Origin of the sequence: Neobacillus sp. GCM10027624 (assembly GCF_042675345.1) — a bacterium.
Lineage (GTDB): Bacteria > Bacillota > Bacilli > Bacillales > Cytobacillaceae > Neobacillus > Neobacillus cucumis_D.
Window position 1 is genome coordinate 818284 of record NZ_JBHTHD010000003.1, and the last position, 24362, is coordinate 842645.

General features: G+C 36.5%; 38 protein-coding genes and 1 pseudogene. 28 read left to right on the forward strand and 11 right to left on the reverse strand.

Features of this window, described 5'->3' with window-relative positions; translation table 11 throughout:
* Positions 1-83: 83 nt before the first annotated feature.
* The gene (hpaB, locus tag ACFQZ9_RS08990) at positions 84-1517 is read right to left on the reverse strand and encodes a 4-hydroxyphenylacetate 3-hydroxylase family protein (protein WP_498943389.1); all 1434 of its coding nucleotides are present in this window, start codon (positions 1515-1517) and stop codon (positions 84-86) included.
* Positions 1518-1603: 86 nt separating this feature from the next.
* Here hpaB and ACFQZ9_RS08995 point away from each other — a divergent pair.
* Positions 1604-2195, forward strand: a pseudogene (locus tag ACFQZ9_RS08995) (catalase); the annotation flags it as partial.
* A 65-nt stretch (positions 2196-2260) separates the two neighbouring features.
* Here ACFQZ9_RS08995 and ACFQZ9_RS09000 read toward each other — a convergent pair.
* Positions 2261-3175: a DMT family transporter gene (locus tag ACFQZ9_RS09000; protein ID WP_498943391.1), complete on the reverse strand. Its 915-nt coding sequence runs from the start codon at positions 3173-3175 to the stop codon at positions 2261-2263.
* 198 nt (positions 3176-3373) lie between these two features.
* Between ACFQZ9_RS09000 and ACFQZ9_RS09005 the strand changes: the two genes are divergently transcribed.
* Both ACFQZ9_RS09005 and ACFQZ9_RS09010 read left to right on the forward strand, forming a co-directional pair.
* Positions 3374-3862: an Lrp/AsnC family transcriptional regulator gene (locus ACFQZ9_RS09005; RefSeq protein WP_498943393.1), complete on the forward strand. Its 489-nt coding sequence runs from the start codon at positions 3374-3376 to the stop codon at positions 3860-3862.
* Between the two features lie 139 nt (positions 3863-4001).
* The gene (locus ACFQZ9_RS09010) at positions 4002-4466 is read left to right on the forward strand and encodes a GyrI-like domain-containing protein (protein ID WP_498943395.1); all 465 of its coding nucleotides are present in this window, start codon (positions 4002-4004) and stop codon (positions 4464-4466) included.
* A gap of 180 nt (positions 4467-4646) precedes the next feature.
* Here the strand turns inward: ACFQZ9_RS09010 and ACFQZ9_RS09015 are convergent, their stop codons facing one another.
* From ACFQZ9_RS09015 to ACFQZ9_RS09045, 7 genes are all read right to left on the reverse strand, one after another.
* Positions 4647-6065 carry a recombinase family protein gene (locus tag ACFQZ9_RS09015; RefSeq protein WP_498943397.1) on the reverse strand — a complete coding sequence of 473 codons (1419 nt, stop codon included), beginning with the start codon at positions 6063-6065 and terminating at the stop codon, positions 4647-4649.
* Positions 6066-6113: 48 nt separating this feature from the next.
* Positions 6114-7097: an ImmA/IrrE family metallo-endopeptidase gene (locus tag ACFQZ9_RS09020; protein ID WP_498943399.1), complete on the reverse strand. Its 984-nt coding sequence runs from the start codon at positions 7095-7097 to the stop codon at positions 6114-6116.
* A gap of 105 nt (positions 7098-7202) precedes the next feature.
* Positions 7203-7736 (reverse strand): hypothetical protein, encoded by a 534-nt coding sequence (locus tag ACFQZ9_RS09025; RefSeq protein WP_498943400.1) that lies wholly within the window; start codon positions 7734-7736, stop codon positions 7203-7205.
* 21 nt (positions 7737-7757) lie between these two features.
* Positions 7758-8618 carry a DUF4747 family protein gene (locus tag ACFQZ9_RS09030; RefSeq protein WP_498943402.1) on the reverse strand — a complete coding sequence of 287 codons (861 nt, stop codon included), beginning with the start codon at positions 8616-8618 and terminating at the stop codon, positions 7758-7760.
* Positions 8619-8782: 164 nt separating this feature from the next.
* Positions 8783-9235 (reverse strand): DUF4429 domain-containing protein, encoded by a 453-nt coding sequence (locus ACFQZ9_RS09035; RefSeq protein WP_498943403.1) that lies wholly within the window; start codon positions 9233-9235, stop codon positions 8783-8785.
* Positions 9236-9348: 113 nt separating this feature from the next.
* Positions 9349-10584 (reverse strand): type I restriction endonuclease, encoded by a 1236-nt coding sequence (locus ACFQZ9_RS09040; RefSeq protein ID WP_498943405.1) that lies wholly within the window; start codon positions 10582-10584, stop codon positions 9349-9351.
* A gap of 132 nt (positions 10585-10716) precedes the next feature.
* On the reverse strand, positions 10717-11052 hold the full coding sequence (locus ACFQZ9_RS09045; protein ID WP_498943407.1) for a helix-turn-helix domain-containing protein: 336 nt from the start codon (positions 11050-11052) through the stop codon (positions 10717-10719).
* 167 nt (positions 11053-11219) lie between these two features.
* Between ACFQZ9_RS09045 and ACFQZ9_RS09050 the strand changes: the two genes are divergently transcribed.
* From ACFQZ9_RS09050 to ACFQZ9_RS09155, 22 genes are all read left to right on the forward strand, one after another.
* Positions 11220-11456, forward strand: coding sequence for a helix-turn-helix domain-containing protein (locus tag ACFQZ9_RS09050; protein WP_498943408.1), 237 nt, complete (start codon positions 11220-11222; stop codon positions 11454-11456).
* 195 nt (positions 11457-11651) lie between these two features.
* Positions 11652-12335, forward strand: a complete 684-nt coding sequence (locus ACFQZ9_RS09055) for an ORF6N domain-containing protein (RefSeq protein ID WP_498943409.1) — start codon at positions 11652-11654, stop codon at positions 12333-12335.
* Positions 12336-12422: 87 nt separating this feature from the next.
* Positions 12423-12722: a hypothetical protein gene (locus tag ACFQZ9_RS09060; protein WP_498943411.1), complete on the forward strand. Its 300-nt coding sequence runs from the start codon at positions 12423-12425 to the stop codon at positions 12720-12722.
* Positions 12722-13027: a YqaI family protein gene (locus ACFQZ9_RS09065; protein ID WP_498943412.1), complete on the forward strand. Its 306-nt coding sequence runs from the start codon at positions 12722-12724 to the stop codon at positions 13025-13027. The genes ACFQZ9_RS09060 and ACFQZ9_RS09065 overlap by 1 nt, the downstream gene beginning before the upstream one ends.
* Before the next feature lie 148 nt (positions 13028-13175).
* Positions 13176-13427: a hypothetical protein gene (locus ACFQZ9_RS09070; RefSeq protein ID WP_498943414.1), complete on the forward strand. Its 252-nt coding sequence runs from the start codon at positions 13176-13178 to the stop codon at positions 13425-13427.
* Positions 13424-15421 carry a coiled-coil domain-containing protein gene (locus tag ACFQZ9_RS09075; RefSeq protein ID WP_498943415.1) on the forward strand — a complete coding sequence of 666 codons (1998 nt, stop codon included), beginning with the start codon at positions 13424-13426 and terminating at the stop codon, positions 15419-15421. Before ACFQZ9_RS09070 ends, ACFQZ9_RS09075 begins: the two co-directional genes overlap by 4 nt.
* Complete coding sequence (locus tag ACFQZ9_RS09080) at positions 15418-15666, forward strand: hypothetical protein (protein WP_498943417.1); 249 nt, start codon at positions 15418-15420, stop codon at positions 15664-15666. Before ACFQZ9_RS09075 ends, ACFQZ9_RS09080 begins: the two co-directional genes overlap by 4 nt.
* Complete coding sequence (locus ACFQZ9_RS09085) at positions 15663-16544, forward strand: recombinase RecT (protein WP_498943418.1); 882 nt, start codon at positions 15663-15665, stop codon at positions 16542-16544. The genes ACFQZ9_RS09080 and ACFQZ9_RS09085 overlap by 4 nt, the downstream gene beginning before the upstream one ends.
* Positions 16541-17242, forward strand: a complete 702-nt coding sequence (locus ACFQZ9_RS09090; RefSeq protein ID WP_498943420.1) for an MBL fold metallo-hydrolase — start codon at positions 16541-16543, stop codon at positions 17240-17242. Before ACFQZ9_RS09085 ends, ACFQZ9_RS09090 begins: the two co-directional genes overlap by 4 nt.
* On the forward strand, positions 17239-17436 hold the full coding sequence (locus ACFQZ9_RS09095) for a hypothetical protein (RefSeq protein ID WP_498943422.1): 198 nt from the start codon (positions 17239-17241) through the stop codon (positions 17434-17436). Before ACFQZ9_RS09090 ends, ACFQZ9_RS09095 begins: the two co-directional genes overlap by 4 nt.
* A gap of 120 nt (positions 17437-17556) precedes the next feature.
* Positions 17557-18504 carry a DnaD domain protein gene (locus ACFQZ9_RS09100; RefSeq protein WP_498943423.1) on the forward strand — a complete coding sequence of 316 codons (948 nt, stop codon included), beginning with the start codon at positions 17557-17559 and terminating at the stop codon, positions 18502-18504.
* A gap of 4 nt (positions 18505-18508) precedes the next feature.
* Entirely contained in the window at positions 18509-18850 is a 342-nt protein-coding gene (locus tag ACFQZ9_RS09105) for a hypothetical protein (RefSeq protein WP_498943425.1), read from the forward strand.
* The gene (locus tag ACFQZ9_RS09110) at positions 18847-19053 is read left to right on the forward strand and encodes a hypothetical protein (RefSeq protein WP_498943427.1); all 207 of its coding nucleotides are present in this window, start codon (positions 18847-18849) and stop codon (positions 19051-19053) included. Before ACFQZ9_RS09105 ends, ACFQZ9_RS09110 begins: the two co-directional genes overlap by 4 nt.
* Before the next feature lie 32 nt (positions 19054-19085).
* On the forward strand, positions 19086-19664 hold the full coding sequence (locus tag ACFQZ9_RS09115; protein ID WP_498943429.1) for a hypothetical protein: 579 nt from the start codon (positions 19086-19088) through the stop codon (positions 19662-19664).
* A gap of 35 nt (positions 19665-19699) precedes the next feature.
* Positions 19700-19906, forward strand: a complete 207-nt coding sequence (locus ACFQZ9_RS09120) for a hypothetical protein (RefSeq protein ID WP_498943430.1) — start codon at positions 19700-19702, stop codon at positions 19904-19906.
* Between the two features lie 17 nt (positions 19907-19923).
* Positions 19924-20121, forward strand: coding sequence for a hypothetical protein (locus ACFQZ9_RS09125; protein WP_498943432.1), 198 nt, complete (start codon positions 19924-19926; stop codon positions 20119-20121).
* Positions 20121-20426 (forward strand): hypothetical protein, encoded by a 306-nt coding sequence (locus ACFQZ9_RS09130; protein ID WP_498943433.1) that lies wholly within the window; start codon positions 20121-20123, stop codon positions 20424-20426. Before ACFQZ9_RS09125 ends, ACFQZ9_RS09130 begins: the two co-directional genes overlap by 1 nt.
* Positions 20427-20459: 33 nt before the next feature.
* Positions 20460-20735 (forward strand): MazG-like family protein, encoded by a 276-nt coding sequence (locus tag ACFQZ9_RS09135; RefSeq protein ID WP_498943435.1) that lies wholly within the window; start codon positions 20460-20462, stop codon positions 20733-20735.
* The gene (locus tag ACFQZ9_RS09140; RefSeq protein ID WP_498943436.1) at positions 20735-20890 is read left to right on the forward strand and encodes a DUF6011 domain-containing protein; all 156 of its coding nucleotides are present in this window, start codon (positions 20735-20737) and stop codon (positions 20888-20890) included. The genes ACFQZ9_RS09135 and ACFQZ9_RS09140 overlap by 1 nt, the downstream gene beginning before the upstream one ends.
* Positions 20890-21297, forward strand: coding sequence for a RusA family crossover junction endodeoxyribonuclease (locus tag ACFQZ9_RS09145; RefSeq protein ID WP_498943438.1), 408 nt, complete (start codon positions 20890-20892; stop codon positions 21295-21297). The genes ACFQZ9_RS09140 and ACFQZ9_RS09145 overlap by 1 nt, the downstream gene beginning before the upstream one ends.
* Before the next feature lie 19 nt (positions 21298-21316).
* A complete protein-coding gene (locus ACFQZ9_RS09150; protein ID WP_498943440.1) occupies positions 21317-21538 on the forward strand; it encodes a hypothetical protein in 222 nt (73 codons plus the stop codon).
* Positions 21539-21758: 220 nt separating this feature from the next.
* Positions 21759-22274, forward strand: coding sequence for a DUF5651 domain-containing protein (locus tag ACFQZ9_RS09155; RefSeq protein WP_498943442.1), 516 nt, complete (start codon positions 21759-21761; stop codon positions 22272-22274).
* A 72-nt stretch (positions 22275-22346) separates the two neighbouring features.
* Here ACFQZ9_RS09155 and ACFQZ9_RS09160 read toward each other — a convergent pair whose 3' ends face one another.
* Together ACFQZ9_RS09160 and ACFQZ9_RS09165 are read right to left on the reverse strand one after the other, a co-directional pair.
* Entirely contained in the window at positions 22347-22553 is a 207-nt protein-coding gene (locus ACFQZ9_RS09160) for a hypothetical protein (RefSeq protein WP_498943444.1), read from the reverse strand.
* A 283-nt stretch (positions 22554-22836) separates the two neighbouring features.
* Positions 22837-23028, reverse strand: coding sequence for an aspartyl-phosphate phosphatase Spo0E family protein (locus ACFQZ9_RS09165; RefSeq protein ID WP_498943446.1), 192 nt, complete (start codon positions 23026-23028; stop codon positions 22837-22839).
* Positions 23029-23174: 146 nt separating this feature from the next.
* On the opposite strand from ACFQZ9_RS09165, the gene ACFQZ9_RS09170 reads away from it, so the two are divergent.
* The 3 genes from ACFQZ9_RS09170 (at position 23175) to ACFQZ9_RS09180 (ending at position 24341) form a co-directional block, all read left to right on the forward strand.
* The gene (locus ACFQZ9_RS09170) at positions 23175-23378 is read left to right on the forward strand and encodes a hypothetical protein (protein WP_498943448.1); all 204 of its coding nucleotides are present in this window, start codon (positions 23175-23177) and stop codon (positions 23376-23378) included.
* Between the two features lie 121 nt (positions 23379-23499).
* Positions 23500-23910 (forward strand): sigma-70 family RNA polymerase sigma factor, encoded by a 411-nt coding sequence (locus ACFQZ9_RS09175; protein ID WP_498943615.1) that lies wholly within the window; start codon positions 23500-23502, stop codon positions 23908-23910.
* Between the two features lie 293 nt (positions 23911-24203).
* Positions 24204-24341 carry a hypothetical protein gene (locus tag ACFQZ9_RS09180; protein WP_498943450.1) on the forward strand — a complete coding sequence of 46 codons (138 nt, stop codon included), beginning with the start codon at positions 24204-24206 and terminating at the stop codon, positions 24339-24341.
* Positions 24342-24362: the final 21 nt, after the last annotated feature.

Below are 24362 nucleotides of genomic sequence, written 5' to 3' on the forward strand. Positions count from 1 at the left end.
ATTTTTAGGGAAAAAGTATAAGTGCAACTACGCCTCTGTCTTCGCCCTTAGGGGCTCGCTAATCGGCGAGTTTTCTTTATGTTTTAGTGATTTTTTAAAAATTCCTTCACGAAACTGATCGAATGTTCCCGGTGGTAGGTTTGATATACATTACTGGCCATTTTAACAGGATCCCCGAAAAAATAGCGTTCGTATAGGGATTGTCTTGTTCCAAAAGAGCTCATGCTAATATCCCAAGCTAGGCGAAAAAGTGTAACACGATCAAATGCATTGGCATTTGCAGCCTGCAAATACTGGTCAAGATCCCCCTTTATTTCTGACGAAAAATCCGCTTCACCTGGAATCGAAACGAGTCCGCTAGCTCCGATTTGCTGTAAAATTTCACAAAGCCTAGGATAAAGACGCGAATAGCTAATAATTGCTGTACCTAATGGGGAGAAATCAGGAGCCATCGTTCCCCATTGATCAAGTTTCGCATTCATTTCGGAGGCCAACAGCAAGGCTTTTATCGTCTCTAGTCCAACAATGATCTCACTAATTTTTTCCTGGATATGCTGGTATTCCCCGACATTAATCGTATCCACGAGCATCTGTGCGACACCCAAAATAAATTCGGTTTTTACCACCCTCCGTGCAGTTACTTGATGACCTACTAATGAATAAAAACTGCTTTCGGAAAAAATTCTATAGGAAGACTCCGGATTCTGGTAGCAAAAGACACGTTCCCAAGGAACGAAAACATCATCAAAAACAACGATCGTATCGATCTCATCAAACCGAGAGCCGAGAGGATGGTCAAATTGACTATCCTTGTACCGGAAGGACTCACGGCAAAGGAACCTAAGTCCAGAAGTGTTGCTTGGAATTGAAAATGCATAGGCAAAATCCTTGTTAATTGAAGCCATATGCGTCGGAAACACGAGAATTTCGTCAGTAATTCCGCCTTGTGTTGCTAAAAGTCGTGCACCTTTTATAAAAATACCATCTTCATTTTGCCTTACGGTTTTGGCCGAGATGATATTTTGTGAGTCCTCTGTATAGGCTTGAGAACGATTGACTTGTGGATTTATAAACGTATGAGTAAAGGTCAAATCTCTTTCTCGTGCATCTTCATATAACTTCCGCAGGTTTTGATCAAATAGTTTTGAGGAATCCGAAAAAATAGCTGCAGCAGCAGCAAAAGCCATCACTGCTGTATTCATATAATCCGGTGATCGTCCCAACATCCCGGCGCTCGTTCTCGCCCAATTTTGCACCATTTCTCTTCTAATGGCCAAATCTTCCTTTGTTTTTGGTTCAAGGAAGGAAACACCAACCTGATTACCGCTGGTAGGAGATGTGTAGGTCATGTTGTTCATAGTAAGCTGCCGGTCAAATAATTTTGCCTGGCTTTTCATGACACCAGCAAATGCAGGGTGTTCAGAAATATTGCCACTTACTTGTTTACCCTCAATCCAAATCTCCGCAGGATTATGATTGATTCTATCAATATATTCTTTTCCCGATATTGCAGGCATTATCTACACCTTCTTGTCAGTCTTATTTACAGTAAATGTTGAAAGCTTGATTTGGTTTGTACATCCGTCTAAATTTGCACATTTAAATGGGGGACAGGGGAATTCCAGCTACACTCCGCCATTTGAATGGTTATGGGAGCCATACCTTTAAATGGGTGAATGCTGCAGGTGAAGGGGGATTCTCCGGGTAATATGGTACTAGGTGTAGAAGCTTCACCGGATAAAATGCTGCAAGGCAGGATATTTGCATATTCTGATGCCCGCCGTTATCGAGTAGGTCCAAACCATAATTTATTACCTATCAATCGCCCAAGGGTAGAAGCAAATAATTATCAACGTGACGGCGCTATGCGTTTCGATGGGAACGGCGGCGGATCTGTTTACTATGAACCAAATAGTTTTGGAGGTCCGAAAGAAGTCCCGGAAGCTAAGCAAACTCCTTTCCCTGTATCTGGAAACGCGGCAAGCGTTGCCTATGACCATGATGATCATTATACACAGGCAGGAGATTTGTATCGTTTAATGGAGAAAGATGAACGGACCCGCCTTGTTGAAAATATTGTTGGAGCCATGAAACCGGTTGAACGTGATGATATTAAGCTAAAAGTAATCCAGAATTTCTATAAAGCAGGCCCTGAATATGGCCAGCGCATTGCCAAAGGGTTAAATTTAGCCATTCCACAGGGAGTCAAGTCATCTAGTATAACTAGAAAGAAGGTTGTTCACAGTGAACAACCTTCTTTCTATGACCCAAATTTAACATGTACTTTTGTAGAGTTCCCGTTCATATCTGACCTTAACCAAGAAAATAGGAAACATCCAGCAATAACAATGACACTGCCGCCAAATTCTGACCAAGACATTCTTTCGCCTAAAAAGAAAAAGGCAAGGATGGATGTAAAAATAGGGTTAAAGTTTAAAAAGATCCCTGAACTGGTTGCACCGATTTTTTGAACCCCAATATTCCACAGTACCATACAAACAACAGTAGAAATTACCCCAGTATATAGAATGGCCCAAAGGAAGCTTGAATTAAGATTGGAAATTTGGAAGCTCGATATATTGAATGGGATCAAGATTACCACACCAAATACCCCAGAATAGAAAGTTGCCAGCATGGGTGACATTGTTTTCATCACCCATTTACTACAAATGGAATAAAGCCCCCAAATGATCACGGCTGCAACCATCCACAAATCCCCAATATTAAAATGAAGGGATAATAAATGTGAGAATTCTCCCTTCGCCAATACCATTAATACTCCTAAAAAGGAAACTCCCATTGAAAATATCTGTAATAATTTTAGTTTCTCATTTAGCAAAAAGGAAGAAAAGATTGCAATCGAAATCGGGTTTAAGGTGGAAATCAATCCAACATTTGTTGCAGAGGTTTTTTCAAGTGCCAAAAATTGAAATAGGTTGAAAAAAACAACCCCTGTTAATCCCATAAATAGTAATGGGATAATGGATGATTTTGGCGGAATTAGCTTTTTTTCCTGCTTTAAAACAATCGGCAATAGGACAAGGATGGCAATCAGCCACCTTAATGTTGTGATGGTCATTGGTGAGGCATGGCCAACAAGAAATTTACCAAAAACAAAATTTCCTCCCCATAGAAGACTGGTAAGAAGCAATAGAAAAACATAAAAGATTGGCATTAGGATTTGCCCCTTTTCAATTATATTATATTAATAATAGTAACAGAAATATCAATTTTATTATGATTTATTTTGTAAATACGAATAAATTATGAATAATTAAAGGTAAATATAGTATAAAACGAATTATTATTAATTTGTTGTGTGATAAAATGATGATAATCAATCAAATATTCGGTACAAGAAATGAGGGATAAGATGTTTGATGCAACAGAAGGGAATAAATCATTGGATGTACTTGACCGAAAGATCTTAGATTTACTGCAAAAGGGGGCACAACTTAGTAATGCAGAATTGGCAAGAAGGGTGAATCTTTCGCCCCCTGCGACTCATGCTCGAGTTAAGCGCTTGGAGAATGAAGGCTATATTGACCGTCAGGTAGTAGTTTTGAATTCTAGGAAGCTTGGATTCGATTTACTTTGTTTTATCTTTGTAAGTACAAATATACACCAAAAGGAACAACTCGAATATTTAGAGAAGGCGCTGAATTTGATGCCGGAAATTCTGGAATGTCACTGCTTGACAGGGGAATATGATTATCTTCTAAAAGTTGCCAATCGAAATCGCGAGGAACTGGAGAAATTCATTCGTAAGTTGAACTTACTCCCTGGTGTAAATCGGATTCAAACAAGTTTATCCCTACGTGAGATAAAATTTAGTACAGCATTGCCGATTAACCCAGATTAAAGATACCTAATATTTTAAAATAATTTTTAAAAAAGCATCCATTTTAATTTGGATGCTTTTTTTGTTTGATTTTAGGCAGGAATTTCGGTACTAAATTAAGAATTATAAAAATAGGATGTTTGTAAAAGGGGGAGTTATTTTGCAAGTAAAAGTGGTAGAAAAAGAGGAATTAAAGGTTGTTGGGATTGCATGGAATGGAACATATTCACAAACTAAGAAGATTCCAAGTCTATTTAATGTGATGGAAGAGCGACTCCGTGAAGTACAAAATAAAACAAATGAACCTGTTTTGATTGCTCCATTCCATAGCAGAGAAACTGAGTTTACCTATTTTGTTACCGCACCAGTGGAAGAAATTACTGAAGTTCCTGAAGGCATGGTTGGATTCACGATTCCACGTAAAAATTACGTATTTACTACCCATAAGGGGAAAGCGGAAGAGGTTGAAAATACATACCGGAAGATTTTTTCATGGATGAAAGACTATGGCTATGAGCAGGATCATCAGGCATTAAGCATAGAAATTTATAAAGAGGAGTATAAGTCAGATTATGCTGTAGGGAATTTGATTTTTGATATATATCTGCCGGTAAGAAAATATTAACAAAATTATCGTAAAAAAAGGAAAGTCGAAAATTTCCTATAAATTATGAACAAATCATTTCCCTTTCTTGATAGAATTCGATATACTTAAAATAATTTAAAATTAAATAGTTCCTTCGGGGTCCCGAAACGGACATAACTCAACCGATATGTATTATTTAAAAAAGCCTGTTATAAAGGCTCATTTTAAAATTGTATCTTTAATTTCAATTACAGGTCTTTCACCATGACCTCCGGAATGAGATTTAATGCATTCAATTTTTATGCATTCAAAAATACTAGACACTATACGTTTTCGATTCTCAAGGGAAATATCTTGCCATTTTGTTTTTATATTTTCAATAATGTTATTGATAACCTCAGAAGTCGGGGTCTCCTGACTTATTTCAAGAGAGCGTCTTAGTACGTTCTCTTTTTCAGTTTCATCATCGATTTTTTCCTTGTATTCTTTTTTGGTTAAATCGCCATCCACGTATAATTCCTTCCAGCGTGCTTTTCGTTCCTCGATGCGTTTTAATTCTTTCTTGATTTCTTTCGTATCGACTTCCTCTTGATCGGGAACCTCAGCTTCAACTTGGACGTATTCAAGTGACTTAATAAATTCCTGTTCAATCGTGTCTTCAGCGATAACCGGCATATCACAAATTTTATATTCAAACCTGCCGGCGCATTTATAAAATCGGTGCTCAGTACCGTCAGCTCGTTTCCTTCTGCCTCCATGCATGCTATGGCCACAACGGGCGCAACGTAAGACAGGAGAGAAGGGGTACATGGTCCGGGATTTCCAGCCACCATTTTTTCGGTCTTTTCGTTTGGATTTAATCTCATCGAATAATTCCTTCGAAATGATAGGCGGGTGATTTCCTTCTGAAATTATTTCTTCATACGTTCGGTTTCCTTTTTTGGTACGATAATTCCACCGTAGAGCCCCGTAGTAAACTGGATTGCTGACAACATAGTCCACAGCACTATTATTCCAAAAAGCACCTGTACGGGTTCGGACTCCATTTTTATTTAATTCTTCTGTGATCATTTTTTTGCCTTTAGTGTGGAAAGACTCAAACATCCAGCGAACCCATTTGGCTTCTTCCTCATCAATCGCTAACTTCCCCTCTTTGTCCAGATAATAACCAAAAGGGGCGCGTCCGCCGTTACGGGATCCTTCTGTATGTTTTCTTTCCATTCCGAAATACGTTCGTTCAGCCAGCTGCTCTCGCTCAAACTGAGCTAATGAAGCGAAGATATTGATTAGCAGCTTACCTTGTGATGTGGTTGTGTCGTACTGCTCTGTTACACTTTTAAACGCAACATGATTTTTCTCAAACGTATCAAGTAGATAGTTAATGTCTCCGACGTTTCTGGAAAGCCTATCTAACTTATAAACAAGCACAACATCGAAATGGTTTAATTCAGAAAGAAGCGCCTGCAGCTGGGGCCTATCCATATCCTTGGCCGAACGACCTTCCTCTGTATACTCTTTATAGATAGTCCAACCCTGAGAAAAGCAGAATGCTCTCATTTTTTCTAATTGCGCTGCTAAGGAATACCCTTCCTTGCTTTGTTCTTCGGTTGAAACTCGTGGGTATAATGCAGCTTTCATAATAATCACCTCCGAAATTAATTATAGGACTAATATTGAATACCGTTATTAGTTAATTGCTGGAAATAGCTGCAATTTACTGCTTACGATGTCCAATTGAAGCAGATGCTCCAGTTCTTTCACGTCGATTACAAATCTCCGAACATTGTACGGATCCACGTCATATAGCTTTAATTTTTCCTTCAACGATTTCATATTGATTACAAAATCATTCGGGTAAGAGGGAAGCAGCTTTAATTCTGGGACCGGTGCATCGCTTTTTTTATGTTCAAATTCTATAATCGATACAAATTCCAAATTAGCATCAATAGGGAAGCGTTTGAATTGTTTGCTCCAATTAATCTGTCCGCGGCTAAATTCGATGCAATACCAAAGTGGAGTGCGGCTGCCGTTAGAATCATCAAAATAAACCACCGTCTTTACCTTTTTGATAGGTTTAAAAAATTGCTTGATTTCAGTTGGAGAAAATAAATCTTCTAATTGCGGATAGGTTTCCATTGTTTCATAAACTTCCTTTCTTTCAGCAACGTTAAAAATGCACTTATCCATTTTTGATTGGATGATTCTACGCTTTATTTGCTCTAATCGCTTTTTGGCTAAGTCACCTGTTACCTTAAACACATTTTGTATAAGTTGAACCATTTGATATTCATATGGCGGGAGCTCCAGGTCTTTTAACATGAAAAAAGGGATGGCTGCATACAGCTGGAATTGATTCGCCTGGTTCTCTTGCAGTTCACGAAATGACTTAAAACTCATTTTGGTTTGATCCCCACAATGCAGAAGAGGGTGTGCGAGTTCGTGAAAAAAGACTTCACGTTGCTTTTCTTCTGCCTGATCACGATTTAAAAAAATAACGGTAAACTCTTCGTCCCAGATTGCTCTTTGTGGACCTTCTGAAAAACTTAATTCCATATTGAAAAGACTTGCGACATTTCGAATATCTAAATCGGAAGGAGTTAGAATACTTCTTTCCCTGTACATTTTCTCTATTTTTCTCTCTGTATCTGTGAGAATATATCCACTTAACAATCAAAACCCCTCCGAACATTCGTTTCTATATACCTATTATACGAATATATGTTCTGTTTTACAATAAAAAGAAAATGCCCAGTTTGTGGGCATTTTTGCTTTAAATTATAATTGTGCTCTTTGAAGTGTTAATTGAATGACTAAACCAGTTAATTTAACAGTATAAAGTGTTGAGTATATAAATAAAAAAGTATTCAAAATAAAGATGTATTCTATAAAATTATATAGATTGAGATCGATAGTTGTAAAAATGATAATAACTAAGTTAAATGTTAGGTTAAGTCCCCACATTGCAACTACTTTCCAAAAAGGAAATAAATATTTATGCAATAGCTTAGCTTTAAGCAGTGCTGGGAGTAATGTTGGATGAAATAAGCTTATCGTAACCGCAAGAGCAGCCAAAACTATGCTAAATATGGTCGCCGATGCCCCTAATTCTATTGGGGAAATGGCTTTTGCTAAATCATATATTGTTCCTTTTCCTTTGAAATGGACAATAAGAAATAATGCGGCAGTTAATAAAATTGAATAGAGCATTGACCAAGTTATAAACTCTTTAAATCCACCAATTTTTAATAAACCAAAAAAAGTAGTTTCTTCATAGGTGACCTTATCTTTTCTAGAGCCATTTATGCTCATAATTCACTCACCCTCATTTTTTTATAAGAAAGTATTCATAAAATCAGCAATCTTGTGAATAAGATCATTTTTATTTGTTTCATTTGTTTTTAATACTTCAACTGAATTTTTTGATAAAAATCTTCTTTTTTTCTTTATTTTACGGTCCTTACGCTTACCAATAACTGTTTGTTCATTATATCCACTTAAATCTACTTCTCCATATCCCTTTTCAACAAGCTTAATTCCGTCTTCAATAACTCCATTGAAATCCTCAGTTGTTTCATCATTCTCATAAATATTTATTCCGTCTTGATTTTGTAATGTGATATCGAGTTCCTTTAGTTTGGTATCATGTATTATTTGATTGAAAATATTGAATTCCTTTTTTCCAGGGTTAGGATGGATTAGGTGAAAAGAAATACGAGTAACCTTATCGTAAGATTTTAATTCTTGTTTTATTTTATATGGTACAGGTATTGGTTTTATGATTACCTTTCCTATGTAAGGATCCCTACTTAGCAATATAGTAAAAAAATTTCTAAACTCAACAGCAGAAATGGATGCGTTCGATTCATGAACAAGTAATTCACTGGACGGGTCGTAAACAAAGAAGGCTGTTTCAGCAATTTCATTTTCAGGAATTTCTTCAATCGTTTTTGAACCAACTCTGTATTTTTGCTTTTTTAACTTAGATTTGGTTACATTACCAGTGATAACTTTCTTATTATCGATAAATTTTTCCTCAACGTCTGTAAAAGACCAGTTCCAAGTATTAAATTTTGAATCTTTTGGGTTAAGAAGGACTCTAGGAATATGATTAGATATTAACTCCTCAAGATTTTGGCTAAAAATATTACCGTGAATATTAATTTTTGCAATGTAAAATTTTCGATTTCTCATAAATTGTCACCTTTATTATATAAAATTCAAACAAAAAATGGAACGTTTGTTTGTGTTTGATTGATTTTATTTGTAATGGATTTTAATAATCTCAAAACAGCACCTAAAACAACTATGTTCTAGGTGCTGTTTTTACTCCATCATAATTAGATTTATTTTTTGAATTAAATCCCGAGTAGCTGTTTCTTTTTAGCGTTAAATTCTTCTTCTGTGAGGATTCCAATAGCCATTAGATCTGCAAGTTTCTTTATTTGGTCCGCAATATCAGTTTGAGGAGCCTGCTGGATAGGCTGACTCAGCAGATCAATCTTTTCTTCAACTGCTACTTTGAATTTTTCAAAATCACCAGCCTGCTTCTTATTAAACATTACTGTGTTTTCGTCCTGGGTAGCATCCACAAGGCCACCTTTTGTTTCTTTCCCACCTGAAAAAGCGAATTGAATATATCCGTTTGTAAATGTACCGGCATTTTTAAACTGAATCGATGATATCTGCTTAATTAAGATTTCCTTATCACCTTTAAGCCCCTGAGACATTTTCGCCAGCATGCCTTTTCTTTTGATAACGATCTTGTTCTCCTTCAGTTCTAATTGCCCGTTAACTCCGGTAACCTCCATGATAACTCCTCCTATAAAATTATGTAATTATGGGTAAATAACCCAGTAATATATAAAATAAATATATGCAGAAATGTGCATATATTTATTTTATTATTCATCTTATTTATTAGTTATTGGAGAAAACTAAAAAACTCATCAATATTGTCCACTTTTGAAACAAGATTTGGAATATCTCTAAATGAGAGATTACTTAAGCAGCTCTTCAAGTAATAAGTTTTTTCATTGGTATTCTTGTTAGTTCTATATCCCAAACGCGCATTAATAAAACCCTGTTCTCCGACAATTGGGTTTTTTAATAAGAAATTGGAAATTTCGTTAGATTTAACTGTATATAACGTAGTGTCTTGTTGTTGATTGTAGTATTGTCCTATTAAATATCCGACGATGGTATTCGCTTGGACCAGAACAGATGATACGAAGAAATCACTTAATGGATTACCTTTTTCAACAGAGTATTCTTCTGCTGAAAGCTTTAATAACCTTTTATAGGACTCTGTGTTAGGTAGAACCACTTTAACATTATTAAATTCTTCAAAGGTACCTAATGATTCCAGTTCTTTATGGGAATAATAGATCTTTTTATCTTCATGTGGCTTTTCATCAATTTCAACAGAAAGTGCAATTTCTTGCATTGATTGATTATGTACTTGAGTATCAAATTTTTCACTGACGATTTCAGCTATAGATTCTTGAATACATTTATGAACTAATGGACGCGCAGTATTAATAAACTGTTGAGTTACTTTAAATTTAAATCTTTCTTTAATAACGAATTTAATAAAATTATCATTTGGATTTTCAAAAATTTCTTTAATAACGGTTTTAAAAGATTGAGAGTAAATAAGAGACTCTGCTAAGAATTTAATACTTTCATAGTCATAAAGATTTTTTGAAAATTTAACCAAATGATTAAAATCTTCTTCAGAATATTCCGTAATATTAAAAGTGAAAAATGGAGTTGAATCCATAATATTTGCATTATTTAAATCAGTAAAAAAGTGATACTCAATACCATTTGTCAAAATCCCTAATCGAACACTGGGAAATGTACTGAAATATCTACTTAGTTGAGGAGCGCTTTTATTAATTTTAGTGTTAATGGACTTAGCCTCAAGGAAAATTTTGGGTTCGCGATTTATTGAGATGGCATAATCCACTTTTTCATTTTTTTTATGGAAATCAGCTGTGAATTCCGGTGTTACTTCTTGTGGACTATATGTATCATATCCAAGACCTCTAAGTAAGGGTAAAATTAAAAATTGCTTAGTTGATTCTTCATTCTTTATTAGATCCTTATTGTCATGTACCACTTTATTTAACATTTCTAATGTTTCTTTTAGATTCATTTTGAAATACCTCCATAATAATTCCGATTACTCATTAATTTATTACCTATAGGTCAAAAATACTAAATGAGAATTAAAATAAATACACGCAATGATGCGTGTTAATTTATTATTATGAATTTAATTTCGATTTTACAATCTGTTTTTGTTTTTTAAGTCGCGGAAAATCTCTAGCTGGCGCTCCAGGTATTCTTTTTCTTCTTCAGTTATATCATCGAAATCACTGAATGCAGTATTGATAGTTTTATCAGTATGTCCACTTGGATTATCTGTTCTACCATGAAGAAAGTCAGTAGTCACTTCGTAGTAATCTGCAAATTTTGCAATTAACTCTGGATCAGGGTTTCTATCTCCAGATTCATACCTAGACAGCTGTACGTTCGAAATCCCGATTGCATCAGCAACGCGTTTCTGAGAATAGGTATATTTTTCACGTAGAAATTTAAGGCGTTTCCCCAAAATACTCATATAGTACACCTTTTTCTATATATTAATTTAATTTTATTTTAACACTTACCAATATGGTAAGAAATAATTTTGCCAAAACGGTAAAATTATTATTGACTTTGCCGAAATGGTAAATTATTATTGGGATATAAGTTACCAATATGGCAAATTTGAAAGGCGGTGATTATTTGAAAACCATTAGAGTAGACATCGAAAAAATAAAATTATTGCGGAAAACTGCAAATATTTCTCTTGAAAAGATGTCGGAATTACTAGGGTATGACAGCCTTAACGGCTATTACTATCTTGAAACAGGTCGTATTAAATTTCCTGCAGAAAAGTTGGCAGTTGTTGCAAGAGTCCTAAATGTTCCAATTGAAGAACTTTTTTTTGATGAACAAATTGCCAAAATGGCAAATAAATAAATTCGATTTATTTTATCCAGCACCAGGTTCTTTCATGAGGGGAGGGTAGTAATGCAAATTCAATTAAATGAACAGCAATCAAAAATTCTAATTGATATTGCTTTAAAAGATTTGTTGCCAAAGGAATTGGAAAAACGGAAGAAAGAGTTTCAATCAAAATAATAAATATCCTATTCGTACTAGGGAGAGAAGAAAATGAACGAACTAAAGGTCATTGAACAGAACGGAGCAAGGGTTTTAACTACTCAGCAATTAGCGGAAGCATATGGAACCGACACAAAAATAATTAACCGGAATTTTCAACGTAATTCTGATCGCTATGTTCAAGGAAAACATTTTTATGCTTTGTCCGGGGAAGAGTTAAAAGCTTTTAAAGGGTCGCGACAATTTGACGGCAACCTTAAATTTACTTCTGTACTTTATCTCTGGACTGAAAAAGGAGCATGGCTCCACGCAAAATCATTAAACACCGATGAATCTTGGGAAGCGTATGAAACGTTGGTTGATGATTATTACACAGTTAAGAAACAAATCAGAGCTTTGACCGAAAGAGAACAACTAGTCGCTGCAATGAAACTATCCATCGAATCATCTGAGGAAATTGCAGCTGTAAAAGAGGAAGTAAAAGAGGTTCGCGGCATGATTGAGAACCAAATCACTTTGGATCACGGGGAACAAAGGAGGGTACAAATCGGAATTGCTTCCAGGGTTTATGAATTAGAAAGCGATAAGGAACTACGGCCACCATTATTCGCTGAACTTTATCGAGAAATTCGCAATCGGTTTGGTGTTACTAGCTACAAGGATATTAAGCGAAAGGATTTACAAGCAGCATTGAAATACATTGAAGCGTTTGTGCCAAAGAAGGTGTTGTCCTAATGCTAACCGATTTCCTAGTAGCAATAATTGTTGCGTTTTTCGCTGGAATGACTTTTCAAAGATTTCAATCTAATGGGGGTGAAGAAAATGAGTAAGGTTCGAATATCCAAGGCGCAAGCGGAAGCTTTAGAACATGCGCTGGAATACGGAAAAAAGGAATCAATCGTGGAATGGCGCATCAAGGATATCTTTTCAGGCAACACAGAACAGTTAAACAAATTACCGTTAGATGTCCTTTGTAAAGCGCTTTATGTCGGTTATGAAGTCGATAAAGGACCAGAAGAAAAAGCAACGGAAATCTTCTTCTGCTCCAGTGTCCCGGAAAGAAAACAGATTCTGTTAATACTGAAGGCACTTGAAATAAATCTGAAAGGGGTGAATTGCTAATGGAACATTCTGATATTCGATTAAGGCTTGAGGATTTACGAAATGCAGCTACGCAGCCGGAGCATTGGGGTTGTAGTTTCAATGGTACAGAAGTACTTGAAGGGGATGAAATTTCTATCGATCATGACAACTTCGACGAAATCATCTTAAAAGAACACTTGAAGCAGTATTGTATTGAAAAATTGAATTTCATCTTTAAAGGCGGCTGGGTCGTCGATAAAAATGGTTTTGATGTTATCGAAGAAAATCGTTTAGAAGAGTATCTGCATGAACAATACAACTTTGAATTTAAAATCGCTAATTAAAAAACCCCTGGTGCGAACAGGGATTTTAAAAGGGGACATATAAAATCAACGATTTCTATGTCAGAAATCAACGTCCAAAACAATAACCTACTTAGATTTTATATGAACCTCATTCAGGTAGCAAGTCCAAATATGAGGAGGAAATGAAATGAGTGTTGAACAAAAATTAGCGTTTGTCCTTAAAGCTTTGGAATTAGGCGGCGTGATCGATATTAGTTTCCATCGTTTCGATGATAAAGGATCTGCGGAAAAGGTTGCTGTTGAACTTAGTGAAATGGTCAATATTCCGTATAAAGAAATTTCTCGTGAAAGTTCCCACTGGTTCAAAATCAAAAATTACGATGATGGTCTTAACGTAGCAATTTTCTTTGAAGAAAAAGAAGAGGAGGCAAAAGTATGAACCAATTAACATTAACTCGTCTATCATTAAAAAACTTCAAAGGTGTAGCTTCATTCACCATTGAAATAAACGGCCAAAACGCGGCTGTTTACGGAGATAACGCAACAGGTAAAACTACTTTGTTCGATGCGTTTATCTGGTTGTTTTTCGATAAAGATAGCCAAAACAAAAAGGATTTTGCACTTAAAACATTATCCGACGGAAAGGAGCTTCACGGCCTTGAACATGAGGTCGAAGCTACATTCGATTATTGCGATAAAACTCTAACGCTTCGCAAAGTATTTTCAGAGAAATGGACCAAAAAACGCGGTTCGGCCAAGCAAGAATTTACGGGCCATACCACTGATTACTATATTGATGGAGTTCCAGTGAAGAAGAAAGAGTATACCGATAAAGTAGATTCCATCATCAAAGAAGATATTTTTAAACTGCTTACAAGCCCATCTTATTTCAATGAACAGGTTAAATGGCAGGATCGCCGGAAAACCCTTTTAGAAATTTGTGGAGACATAACAACAGAGGAGGTCATTTCCTCTAATCAACAATTGTCCAAGCTTCAAGCAATACTTAATGGCCGAGGCATCGAGGATCACAGAAAAGTCATTGCAGCTCGTCGCTCTGAAATTAATAAAGAGCTCGACAAAATTCCAGTCCGTATCGATGAAATTAAACGCTCATTACCTCAGTTGGATGGTGTTGAAAAGCAATCATTAGAAAAAGGAATTGACCGTTTAAATTGTGATATTGATGAAAAAATGACTCTGATCAACAACATTCGCAACGGAAGTGCCATTTCAGAAAAACAAAAGGCTATTCAAGAAATCGAAATTGCTTTGCTTCAGATAAAACAAGAGCACCAGGCTAATTCGAATGAAAAAGTTTATTCGTTAAAGACTCGCATCCAAGAAGAAAATTCAAATGTTACCATCCTTCAATCTAAGGTTGATACTTTTAAACAACGTAAGCAAATGAACCAGGTCGCTGCAAAAGATTTGAATAACAACATGGAGCAATTACGAAAAGATTGGCATGAAATTAACAGTCAAGTTTTCACCCATGAGTCAGATTGCAGTTGCCCTACATGTGGTCAGTCGCTTCCAGAAGAGCAAATCCAAGTGGTTAGAGATAAGGCGCTAGCTTCCTTTAATCAAAATAAATCCGAACGTTTAGAAGTGATCAATAAAAAGGGGAAGCAGTCGAAAGAAAAGTTCGAGGAATTAAGGAAAGCGAATGAAGAATTCGATAAAGAAATTTTAAAAATTGAAGGTCAACTCCAAGAGAAAAAAGAGCTTGTTGGAAAAATGATAGATCAATTAACGGATATTGAAATTACTATCGTGGACATTCTGGAGGTTCCTGAGTATGCAGCTAAACTGACAGAGAAAAACGCCATTGTCGCTGAAATTCGCGAGTTAAGGGAAGCTGGAGAGCAATCCATTCAATCCATATACGGTGAGGTCGCAGAATTAAAGGTTATGCGTGATCAACTTCAAGGTGAATTAGGAAAGTTTTCTTTAGCGGATCAATCGCAAATCAGGATTAACGAATTGATGTCACAGGAGAGAACACTTGCTGCCGAGTTTGAAAAGCTAGAAGAGGAACTTTACCTTACAGAAGAATTTATCCGGACCAAGGTAAATCTTCTTGAAGAAAAGATTAACAGCAAGTTTAAATACGCAAAATTCAAGCTGTTTTCCGAACAAATAAATGGCGGTCTTACAGAAGTATGTGAAACTACATATCTTGGAGTGCCATACAGTTCAGGCTTGAATAACGCAGCCAAAATCAATGTTGGTTTGGATATTATTAATACCCTTTCCGAGCATTACGGATTCTCTGCTCCAATTTTTATCGATAATGCGGAAGCAGTAACCAAATTTATTGATACAAATGCTCAAACTATTAGCTTGGTCGTTTCCGAACAGGATAAATCTTTAAGAGTTGAACCTGTTGATGATTCATTAATCACTGTCGATTGTGAGGTTGTCGCATGAGTGCGGTAGTCATTGTCAAAGTAAGAAGCTGGGAAGATAGAGATTTTGCTACTCACGACACCTTAGAGGTAAATGGCAAAAAGATTTTTGGTGTCCATCCACTATGGGAATGTCCGGAGGATGCAATCATCGGGAGAGATTTAATCTCTTCCGGTGATATAGCAAGTTTTCTTGAAAGTTTCTTAATCGAAAACAATGGAAAGAAAGTCAAATTTGTTTATGAAGAGGGAGAGGAAGAAGAATGAGTAATCAATTAGCTTTAATTAAAAAAGATACAGTGGATGTTGTTGCGGCAAAGGTAAAGGAATTCCAAGAAAAGAATGAGCTTCACTTCCCGGCTAACTACAGTCCGGAAAATGCAATGAAATCAGCATGGTTGATTCTACAAACTACAAAGGACAGAAATCAAAAAGCGGCATTAGAGGTTTGTACAAAAGATAGTGTGGCGAATGCACTTTTGGACATGGTGGTTCAAGGTTTAAATCCAACCAAAAAACAAGGCTACTTCATTGTTTACGGTAATCAATTGACTTTCCAGCGTTCTTATTTTGGAACTATGGCCGTTACCAAACGCGTTACCGGAGCTAAAAGCATTGATGCTGCTGTCATTTATGAAGGTGATGACGTGGATTACGAAATGATAAACGGCCGTATTACGAATCTTACCCATAAACAGAAATTCGGAAACATCAACAAAGATAAAATCCTTGGTGCTTATGCAACTATCGTAATGGCGGACGGTACAGTATATCACGAGTTAATGACAATTGATGAACTTCGAAAGGCTTGGAGCAAAGCGCAATTTTGGGCCAAGGGGCAAGCGGTTGAAAAAGAAGGATCTACGCACGATGAATTTAAGCAAGAAATGGCGAAAAAGACGGTCATTAATCGTGCTTGTAAAAAATTCATGAATGCGTCTGATGATAGCAGCTTGGTAATGCAGCATATTAACCGGGCGGACGATTCTGCAGAAGAGGCACAATTAGCAGAGGAAATTCAAAACAATGCAAATGGTGAAATCATCGATGTGGAATTTGAAGAACGAACCGAACAAAAGGAATTGCCCGAAGAAACAATCGTCCAGGAGCCTGAATTAGTTGAAACAGGCGGACCAGCGTTTTGATTGAGATAAAAGCCTTAGCATCCAGCAGTAAGGGGAATTGTTATCGAGTGACAGACGGTACTACCCCCCTCCTCTTGGATTGTGGAATCGGTTTTAAAGATATTCGAAAAGGACTTGATTTTCAAACGTCATCGATTGCCGGATGCCTGGTCACACACGAACATAATGACCATGTTAAATCGATTAAGGATGTTTTAAAGGCTGGAATCGACGTATACGCTTCAAAAGGCACTATCCAGACTCTTAATATTACCCATCATCGAATTAAGCCGGTAAAAGCCCGGGAACAATTCAAAATCGGCACGTGGACCATACTTCCTTTTGAAGTGGAGCACGATGTTTCTGAACCGATTGGATTTTTACTAGCTAATCAGGATGAAGAGAAATTGTTATTTGCGACTGATACCTATTTTATCCGGTACAAATTCAGCGGCCTTACACACATCATGGTAGAAACAAATTACTCCATGGATATTTTAAATCAAAATGTCATTCATGGATTTATCGATAATGGCAGAAAAAAACGGCTTATGAGATCACATTTCAGCTTAGAAAATGCGAAAGAGTTTTTTAAAGCGAATGACTTATCAAAGGTCCAAGAAATATGGTTGCTGCATCTTTCAGATACAAATTCGGATGCGGATTTGTTTAAAAGTGAAATTCAAAAACTTACTGGAAAGATGGTGTTTGTCCCATGAACCTTTCCTATTGGAAATCAAGTATCCCTAACATTTCGACCGATGGATTAAGGATATTAGCAGAAGATACCTTTCAGAGAATTGGTTCACACGTTTCCGGAGGTAATCCAGTTACTGAGTATATAGAACGGCAACAAGCATTATTGGAACTAATTCAGGAAGAATTGATATCAAGATCAAACACAGGAGGATAAAGCCTCCATCTTTTTTCACCCAAATGGCGAAATTTGATGATGAAAAGAACGAATAAATCTTAATTAAGCACATAGGCGGTGAAAGCTTTGCAAGGGTGGGTAAGCATCCACAGGAAAATCATGAACAATCCAGTATGGCAGGATCCTAAACTTTTAAAATTGTGGATGCTCTGCCTTCTGGAAGCTTCGCATAAAGAGCATGAACAATTGGTCGGTAAACAAATTATTAAACTTAAGCCAGGGCAATTTGTAACCGGTAGACATTCACTTTTTGCTGAATTTAATCGCGGAGCAAAAAAATCGGATATAGTGCCTGAAAGCACTCTTTGGCGATGGATGAAGTTCTTAGAATCTAATTCCTTCGTGAACATCAAATCATATACAAAATTCAGCGTCGTATCAATACTTAACTGGCATAGCTACCAACAAAATGAACAACAAATGAACAGCACATTTGAAGGGTTTCATCAGATAGAACAAAAAAACGAACAGAAAAATGAACAACAAAATATGCAAGGGTACCCTTATGTATCAAGGGGTTCAGAGTTTACTAACCAAGAAAATGAACAACAAATGAACAACAAATGGACAGCAAATGAACAACAAGTGAACACAAACAATAATGGTAATAATGAAAATAAAAAAGATACTACTACAACAGAAAATCCAATCGTTTACTTTGAAAAAGTGCTTTGCCGGTTATCGACCGTCCAAATGAATAAGCTTTATGCCTGGTTAGATGATTTTAATGGACAAGCAGAAATCATTAATGAAGCGATTGATATTGCTGACAGCAGAAATAAGCGGACTTACGGATTTGTTGAATTTCTTTTAAAAGAATGGGCTAATAGCAAACTAGATTCATTAGATAGAGTCAGAGCTTACGAGCAGGAGAAATTTAATAAGCAAAAACCAGTTCGAGCGGGAAAATATACAAAACCAATTCGCCAAGAACAGGTTCCAGAATATATGGACCGAGAATATGTCCCGGGACCAGTTGATCAAAGCGAATTAGATGCAAAAAAACGCGCGGTAGAGGAAAAACTTAAAAGTTTTAGAGGTGGCTAAACAAATGAACTTGCAGGAAATCAAAGCTAATTATAATCGAGGTCGCATGGATCTTTCCGAAATTGAATGGCTTATTCAAACATTAGAAAAGCGTAATTTAGAGCTTGCTGGGGCACTCGAACGGGAAGCAAGCTACATCGATGATATCGAACAAATAGACGTGATGGTCGATCAGCTCCAGCAAGAAGTAAAGCTATATAAAACGCAAGAAACTTTACTATTTGCGAAAAACAAAATACAAGCCGAAGAAATCGTTCAGCTAAAAGGATTAAACAAATATAAGCTGTTCAAGGAAAATTTGAAGCTCGAGCAGGAATTAGCTGAATTAAAGGCGGTTAAATCATGAGCGCACAATGTCCGAATTGCAATGCTGCCGGTTATGTCGTAAATAAGCGGAAAAGTGAAGTGAAAATGGAATGCCTGGATTGTCATCACCGCTGGATAACGGAGTCCAAAATTTGCCCGTGGTGTCAGAGGCAAAACGGATATGCAGTTGAGGGGATCTGCGCTCAATGCTATTCAGAAAAATTAGCTTTAAACCATAGATGATCAAAAAGACGAATTAGGGAAGGTGAGAATCAATGAGTTTAAAAGACACAAAAATATTTATTCCTGAAATACCAAAGGAATGGGAACAACGAACACGATCTGGTCACACAAATTTTTGGAATGACAGTTTTTACAGAGGTGAATTACCTGAAATCAAATTAGATCCACCTATGCAAGGTTTATACGCTGAGAAATTTGAAGATGGTTGGTATTGGGTTTGTGGGTGTAGCAAGTGCCTTAAGAATAACGAAAAATATTCTTATATTGTTTGCGAGAATCATGATCGTTGTATTACTTGTGGAACTCATAGAAAAAAGCTTACTGAAATACCTTGGGGACATCCTGATGGATTTCAGTGTAAACCTTGTCGCGCAAGAGAACATGAAGAGCAAAAACAAGAAGCACTACGGCAAGCGGAGGAAAATGGACATTCCGAATGGGATTGTTTCCGTGAAGATAAAATTATATGTCCTGTTTGTGCTTCAGAATGTTCAAGTGACGATATGTATGAGCCTGGAGAACATGAAATGGCCTGTTACGTTTGCGATACAGAATTTTTTGTTGAAATCGAGTACGAGCTTAAATACACATCAAGCTTGAAAAAAAGTTAGTAATCAATCCTAGGAAAAAACAAAGGAGGGGAACAATGCTTCAGCGTGTTTATATCGGTCAAGTGTACAAACACAAATTTAACCGGCAACTCTATTTGGTGGAGGGGATCGGTTTGAATAGTGACAACCCTTTATTTTTAAAAGCGATGGTCTATTTCAAGGCATTGTATAATGCAGAAAATAAACATTGGATGAAATCGCTGGATAAATTTAAGAAAAGTTTCGAGGAATACCAAGAATAGAAAAATGAGGTGAAGAAATGAACATAGCTCAAAAGATACTTCACCAAGAAATGAAACACAAATTTGTTTTAGAAAGGCTTTTAAAAATGGGTGTCAGGGAATCACAAACAGGCAAGCTGATCCATGACTGCACCTATGAGGAATTAAAGTATGAGTTGGTTCTTGCTTCATTTAGGGAAATCGATGCAGAGCATTCAAGTAATGGGTGGTTTTGATGAAAGGCATAAACAACTTAAAAGAACGGATCATCATCCTAGATGGTGCAAAGATGGATTACACACCGCGGGAAATTGAACGATTCATCGAACAGTGGAATGAAGGGTACCACATTGGCGATTTAGCCGAAAAGAATTGGATCAGTCAGTATGAGGTTGCTTTGCTGATGATGCACTGTGAAATAGAGGGGTGGATTCAACCAAGGCCAGGCGGTTTGCGAGGGACTATCCCAAGGAGAAAACAACGGTCGAAAATGGAACGTGAGAAAAAAGGGATTAGTGAAATTGTTTACCGTTCGATGTGAGTTGAAAAATATAGTTAGAAAGGCTGGGAGAATATGAGCTTTGAAGAGTTAATGACAGAAGTGAATTTGGAAGTTTTTAAAGAACGTGTTCTACAAAATCAGAAATGGGGAAATCAAAGGCATCCATTAGGAGTTTGGCTGGCTATTCTAGGCGAAGAGTTTGGTGAAGTATGTCAGGCTACCCAAAGCTATTTGAACCTTGTCAGCGCCAAGGAAACGGATGCTGATGACTTATATAAAGAGTTAATTCAGGTGGCGGCGGTTGCCAGTGCTATAGCGGAACAAATCAAAGAGGAGATGGAGAGCTAATGATCTGCCCGGTCTGCAATCGTCCGTTAAAGAGTAAAAAAAGTATCGCTAAAGGAATCGGTCCTGTTTGCGAAAAGAAGCTTGAAAAATTAAAGAATGAACCACCAGATGGGCAAATGTCTTTCGTGGAGGAAACGGTATTGGTGATTAAGTGATGATAAATAAAATGTTTTTATCAATTATACCGGTAAGTTATGTTCGGACCACTCAAAAACAGAAATATGTGGACAAGACCTATCACAAGTATTACGCATACAAGGAACATATTCAGACTTTGGTAAAGGGGAAATTGAAAAAGTTAGAGGGGCCTATCAGTCTTGTGGTGACGTTTTATATGCCAATCCCTAAGAACGGTAAAAGTTGTGGAGTAAAAGTGAAGGAAGGACAATTTCATATCTCTACCAAGGATTTAGATAACTTGGTCAAAGGCTTACTCGATGCATTGAACGGAATTGCGTTTATTGATGATAAACAAGTTTGTCAGATTAATAGTGAAAAAGTTTACTCGCATAATCCTGGCATTGGATTTGAACTTTGGGAGCTGGAAGAGGAACAGAACTAATTGAAAGTGAGGGAATTTCTTGCAAAAGGTCATTATTGCAGATGATCGCCCCGAATGGATGGCTAGGGAAGACAACATGATGATTTGCTTCACAAGATGTTCCCTCTATAAGAAATGCTCCAGTCGGTTCGGAATGGATTGTAAGCGATTAGGTGGCACGGAAATACCGAAGGAGAGGCGAAGGTATGGTAAACAAAGCAAAGCAGAAAAGAAGACTAAAAAAGGCCATAAAAAAGCGTAAAAAAGAATTAAATGTCATGTATTGGCGTCGGTATTGGGTAAAGGTCGGAATTTTAAAGGGATGATAATAATAAAAAGCCCTCGGGTTTCTCAACGTGGAGTTGGGCCCGGGGGAAGAAAGTGATTGTCTGGGCTTGCACTGGCCCAAATACAGACTAGCAATAGTTAATTCTAAAGTAAATAGATGTCACAAAGAATACAAGATTAGGTGGGGATATATTATGCGAGATTACCTAAATGCAAATGAGAAAAATCAATTTATGGTGCTTCAATCGATTGTGCAGATGATGGATGGATTAAGAAATGCTGGAGTAGATGGACCAAAAATCAGTAGTATGTTGGAAGAATGGTCAAAAAGAGACAATATGACAAAAGAGGAGCACAAGAACCTTAAAACATCGGAGACGTATTTGCGGAAATTTTTATCCTCTGTTTACGAACGATTGAGCCAAAAAGAGCAGGATGTAATAAAGAAAAAGATAATGAAGTTTGATTTTAAGCTTGTTGATGATTATACGCTTAAACAAGTACATCGGGATATAGCTGACCGGTTAGTGAATGCTGTCGTTCCCAGACAACAGTTTTATAAATGGTGTGAAGAGATCATGACAGTAAAATGCAATGGCTGCACAAAGAACTGGAATGAATGTGAGCTGCACCAGGTATTTGAAGATAACTTTGTCCCGGAAAGTGGCTTTAATTGCGGGAATTGCAAGTATGCATACAAGTTGTATTAAGGAAAAACTTGATAGAAAGTACGAAGTACCAAATAAAAAAGGAATCATATATTAATCGATTCCCTAGAATATCTATTCTTTATTAACTATCTTATTTGTGTCTTTCCTAATCCTCCATATCAGGTATTCTGTCTGGAGTTGAGACCAAATAAAACCACCAATCATTAGTGCAATATAAAGTTTTTTATCTTGTTTGTTTTCTTTCCACCTATTCCAGTTTATAGATAAGACGGTAGTTATTATATGCAAAAAAATTGTAATAATTGCTAATGGTTTCATATTTTAACTCCTCACTAATATTGTATTTATTCTTTGCACTTTGCTTTAAATAATACTACTTAGTTTGGAGTAATTGTTAAGTATAAAAAAAGGTTGGAAGATTATTTGATTTTAAAACGCACCATCAAGATCTAAAAATCATTAAAGGGGTATTAATTTTAAATAAGCAAAGCCTATCCCAACATAGCCAAATAGGAATAATGATCCAATAAGAAATAGATACAGTAGTAATTGAATCCAATCAAATTTCATATAAGACTCTCCAAAGAACATTTTAAGATAATCATTTTAGTGATGGTTCAATATCCTTTTCCGATACTAATTTTCGATATAAGTTAAGTAAACTATCTAGCTCTTGGCTACATTCCAATGTTTTTAAACTATTGATACCTGTGCTTTTAGCTATATTCAAAAGTATATTTCTTTTCTCATTTATTCTATTTAAGAGTTCTGATTCAAAAACAAACTGCTTCATAGTAGGTAAATTCTCCTGGTAAAAAATATTTATGAAAAAGCACAAAAGTAATTATATGAAAAATTATTGGATATAAAAATACTTTCGACAAAAGTTGTCAAAAAACGACACGACCTTACTCGTTAGATGAAAAGGATGAACTGTAGATGACAGAAGATGAAAAAGAGTTTTCTCGATTAAAACGTAAAACCACAAAGTTGGTCAATAAAATTGAAAACAAAGGAATAGAGTTAACGGACATTGAAATTTCAGCAGTTTCAAGAGTTGGTCACGCTGAAAGTATGAATGATATTAGTTGGCTAGTTATATCGGAAATGGAACGTATTTTTGATAAGTACAAAATTCGTTAACGTCGCACTACGAACATTTTGTTAAGGATTGTTTTGTTAATAAATTGCGGATAACGGAGTGATGAATTTGAATATTTCCTTAATCGAACAAATTGAGGAACTTCTGAGGGATTACCGGTGGATGCGGAAACAAGTGGACCATTTACAGCGGCAATTGTATGGTTCATCTTCAACGATGAGAAGCTGGGGTGTCGCTCAGTATGGTTTAGAAGCAGCCATGCCAAAGGGGAGTACTGGAAAAAGTCTTGCTGAATTAGAAAATATGGATATTCGGGAAGAACGGCTATATAAGCGATTAATAAAGTATGAGGAACAAGTTTATGCCATCGAAATGGCAGGAGACCTATTAGATGATGAAAAGGACAGGGTTATTTATGATTGTTTACTAGACGGCATGAGTTATAGAGCGATTGCAGATCAACTTGGGATAACACGAAATCAAGCCAAAGAAGCCAAAAAAGCCATTTTGTCCACTTTGAGCCAAAAAAGCCAATTCGTCTCACTTTTGAAATTAGAAAAGTCACTCGTGTAAAATGGGAGGCAGGACGGAGCGGCGGTTTTCTACCGGTTCTCCACCCTTACGGGCTGCGGAAACAGTCCCAACTAGTCTAGGTTCAAACAGTTTATTCTGCTTAGTTTTAATTAGTTTCTGCAAGAACTTTTGTTTTAGGCGGTAATCGTTTAGGGGTAGGCGATCACCGTCTTTTTTTATGTTCTTTGCAAACTAAATCTGATTAATTTTTGAGATAACGCTTGTCGGTAATCAAAAAGCCTTGGAGTGTTCAGGTTTAGTTTGGAGTGAATAAACGGTAAAGGGTGATGCCTATGTCAGAAAAGAAGCAGCAGGAGAAATCACCTAAGAAGCAAGTAAAAGAGCAGTTATCACGGAAGGATCTCGAAGAACTGATGGGAATGAATAAACAGACGTACACAAGGAAACATGGTGCGATTCGAAATAAATAATGTCACAAAACATTAATAATA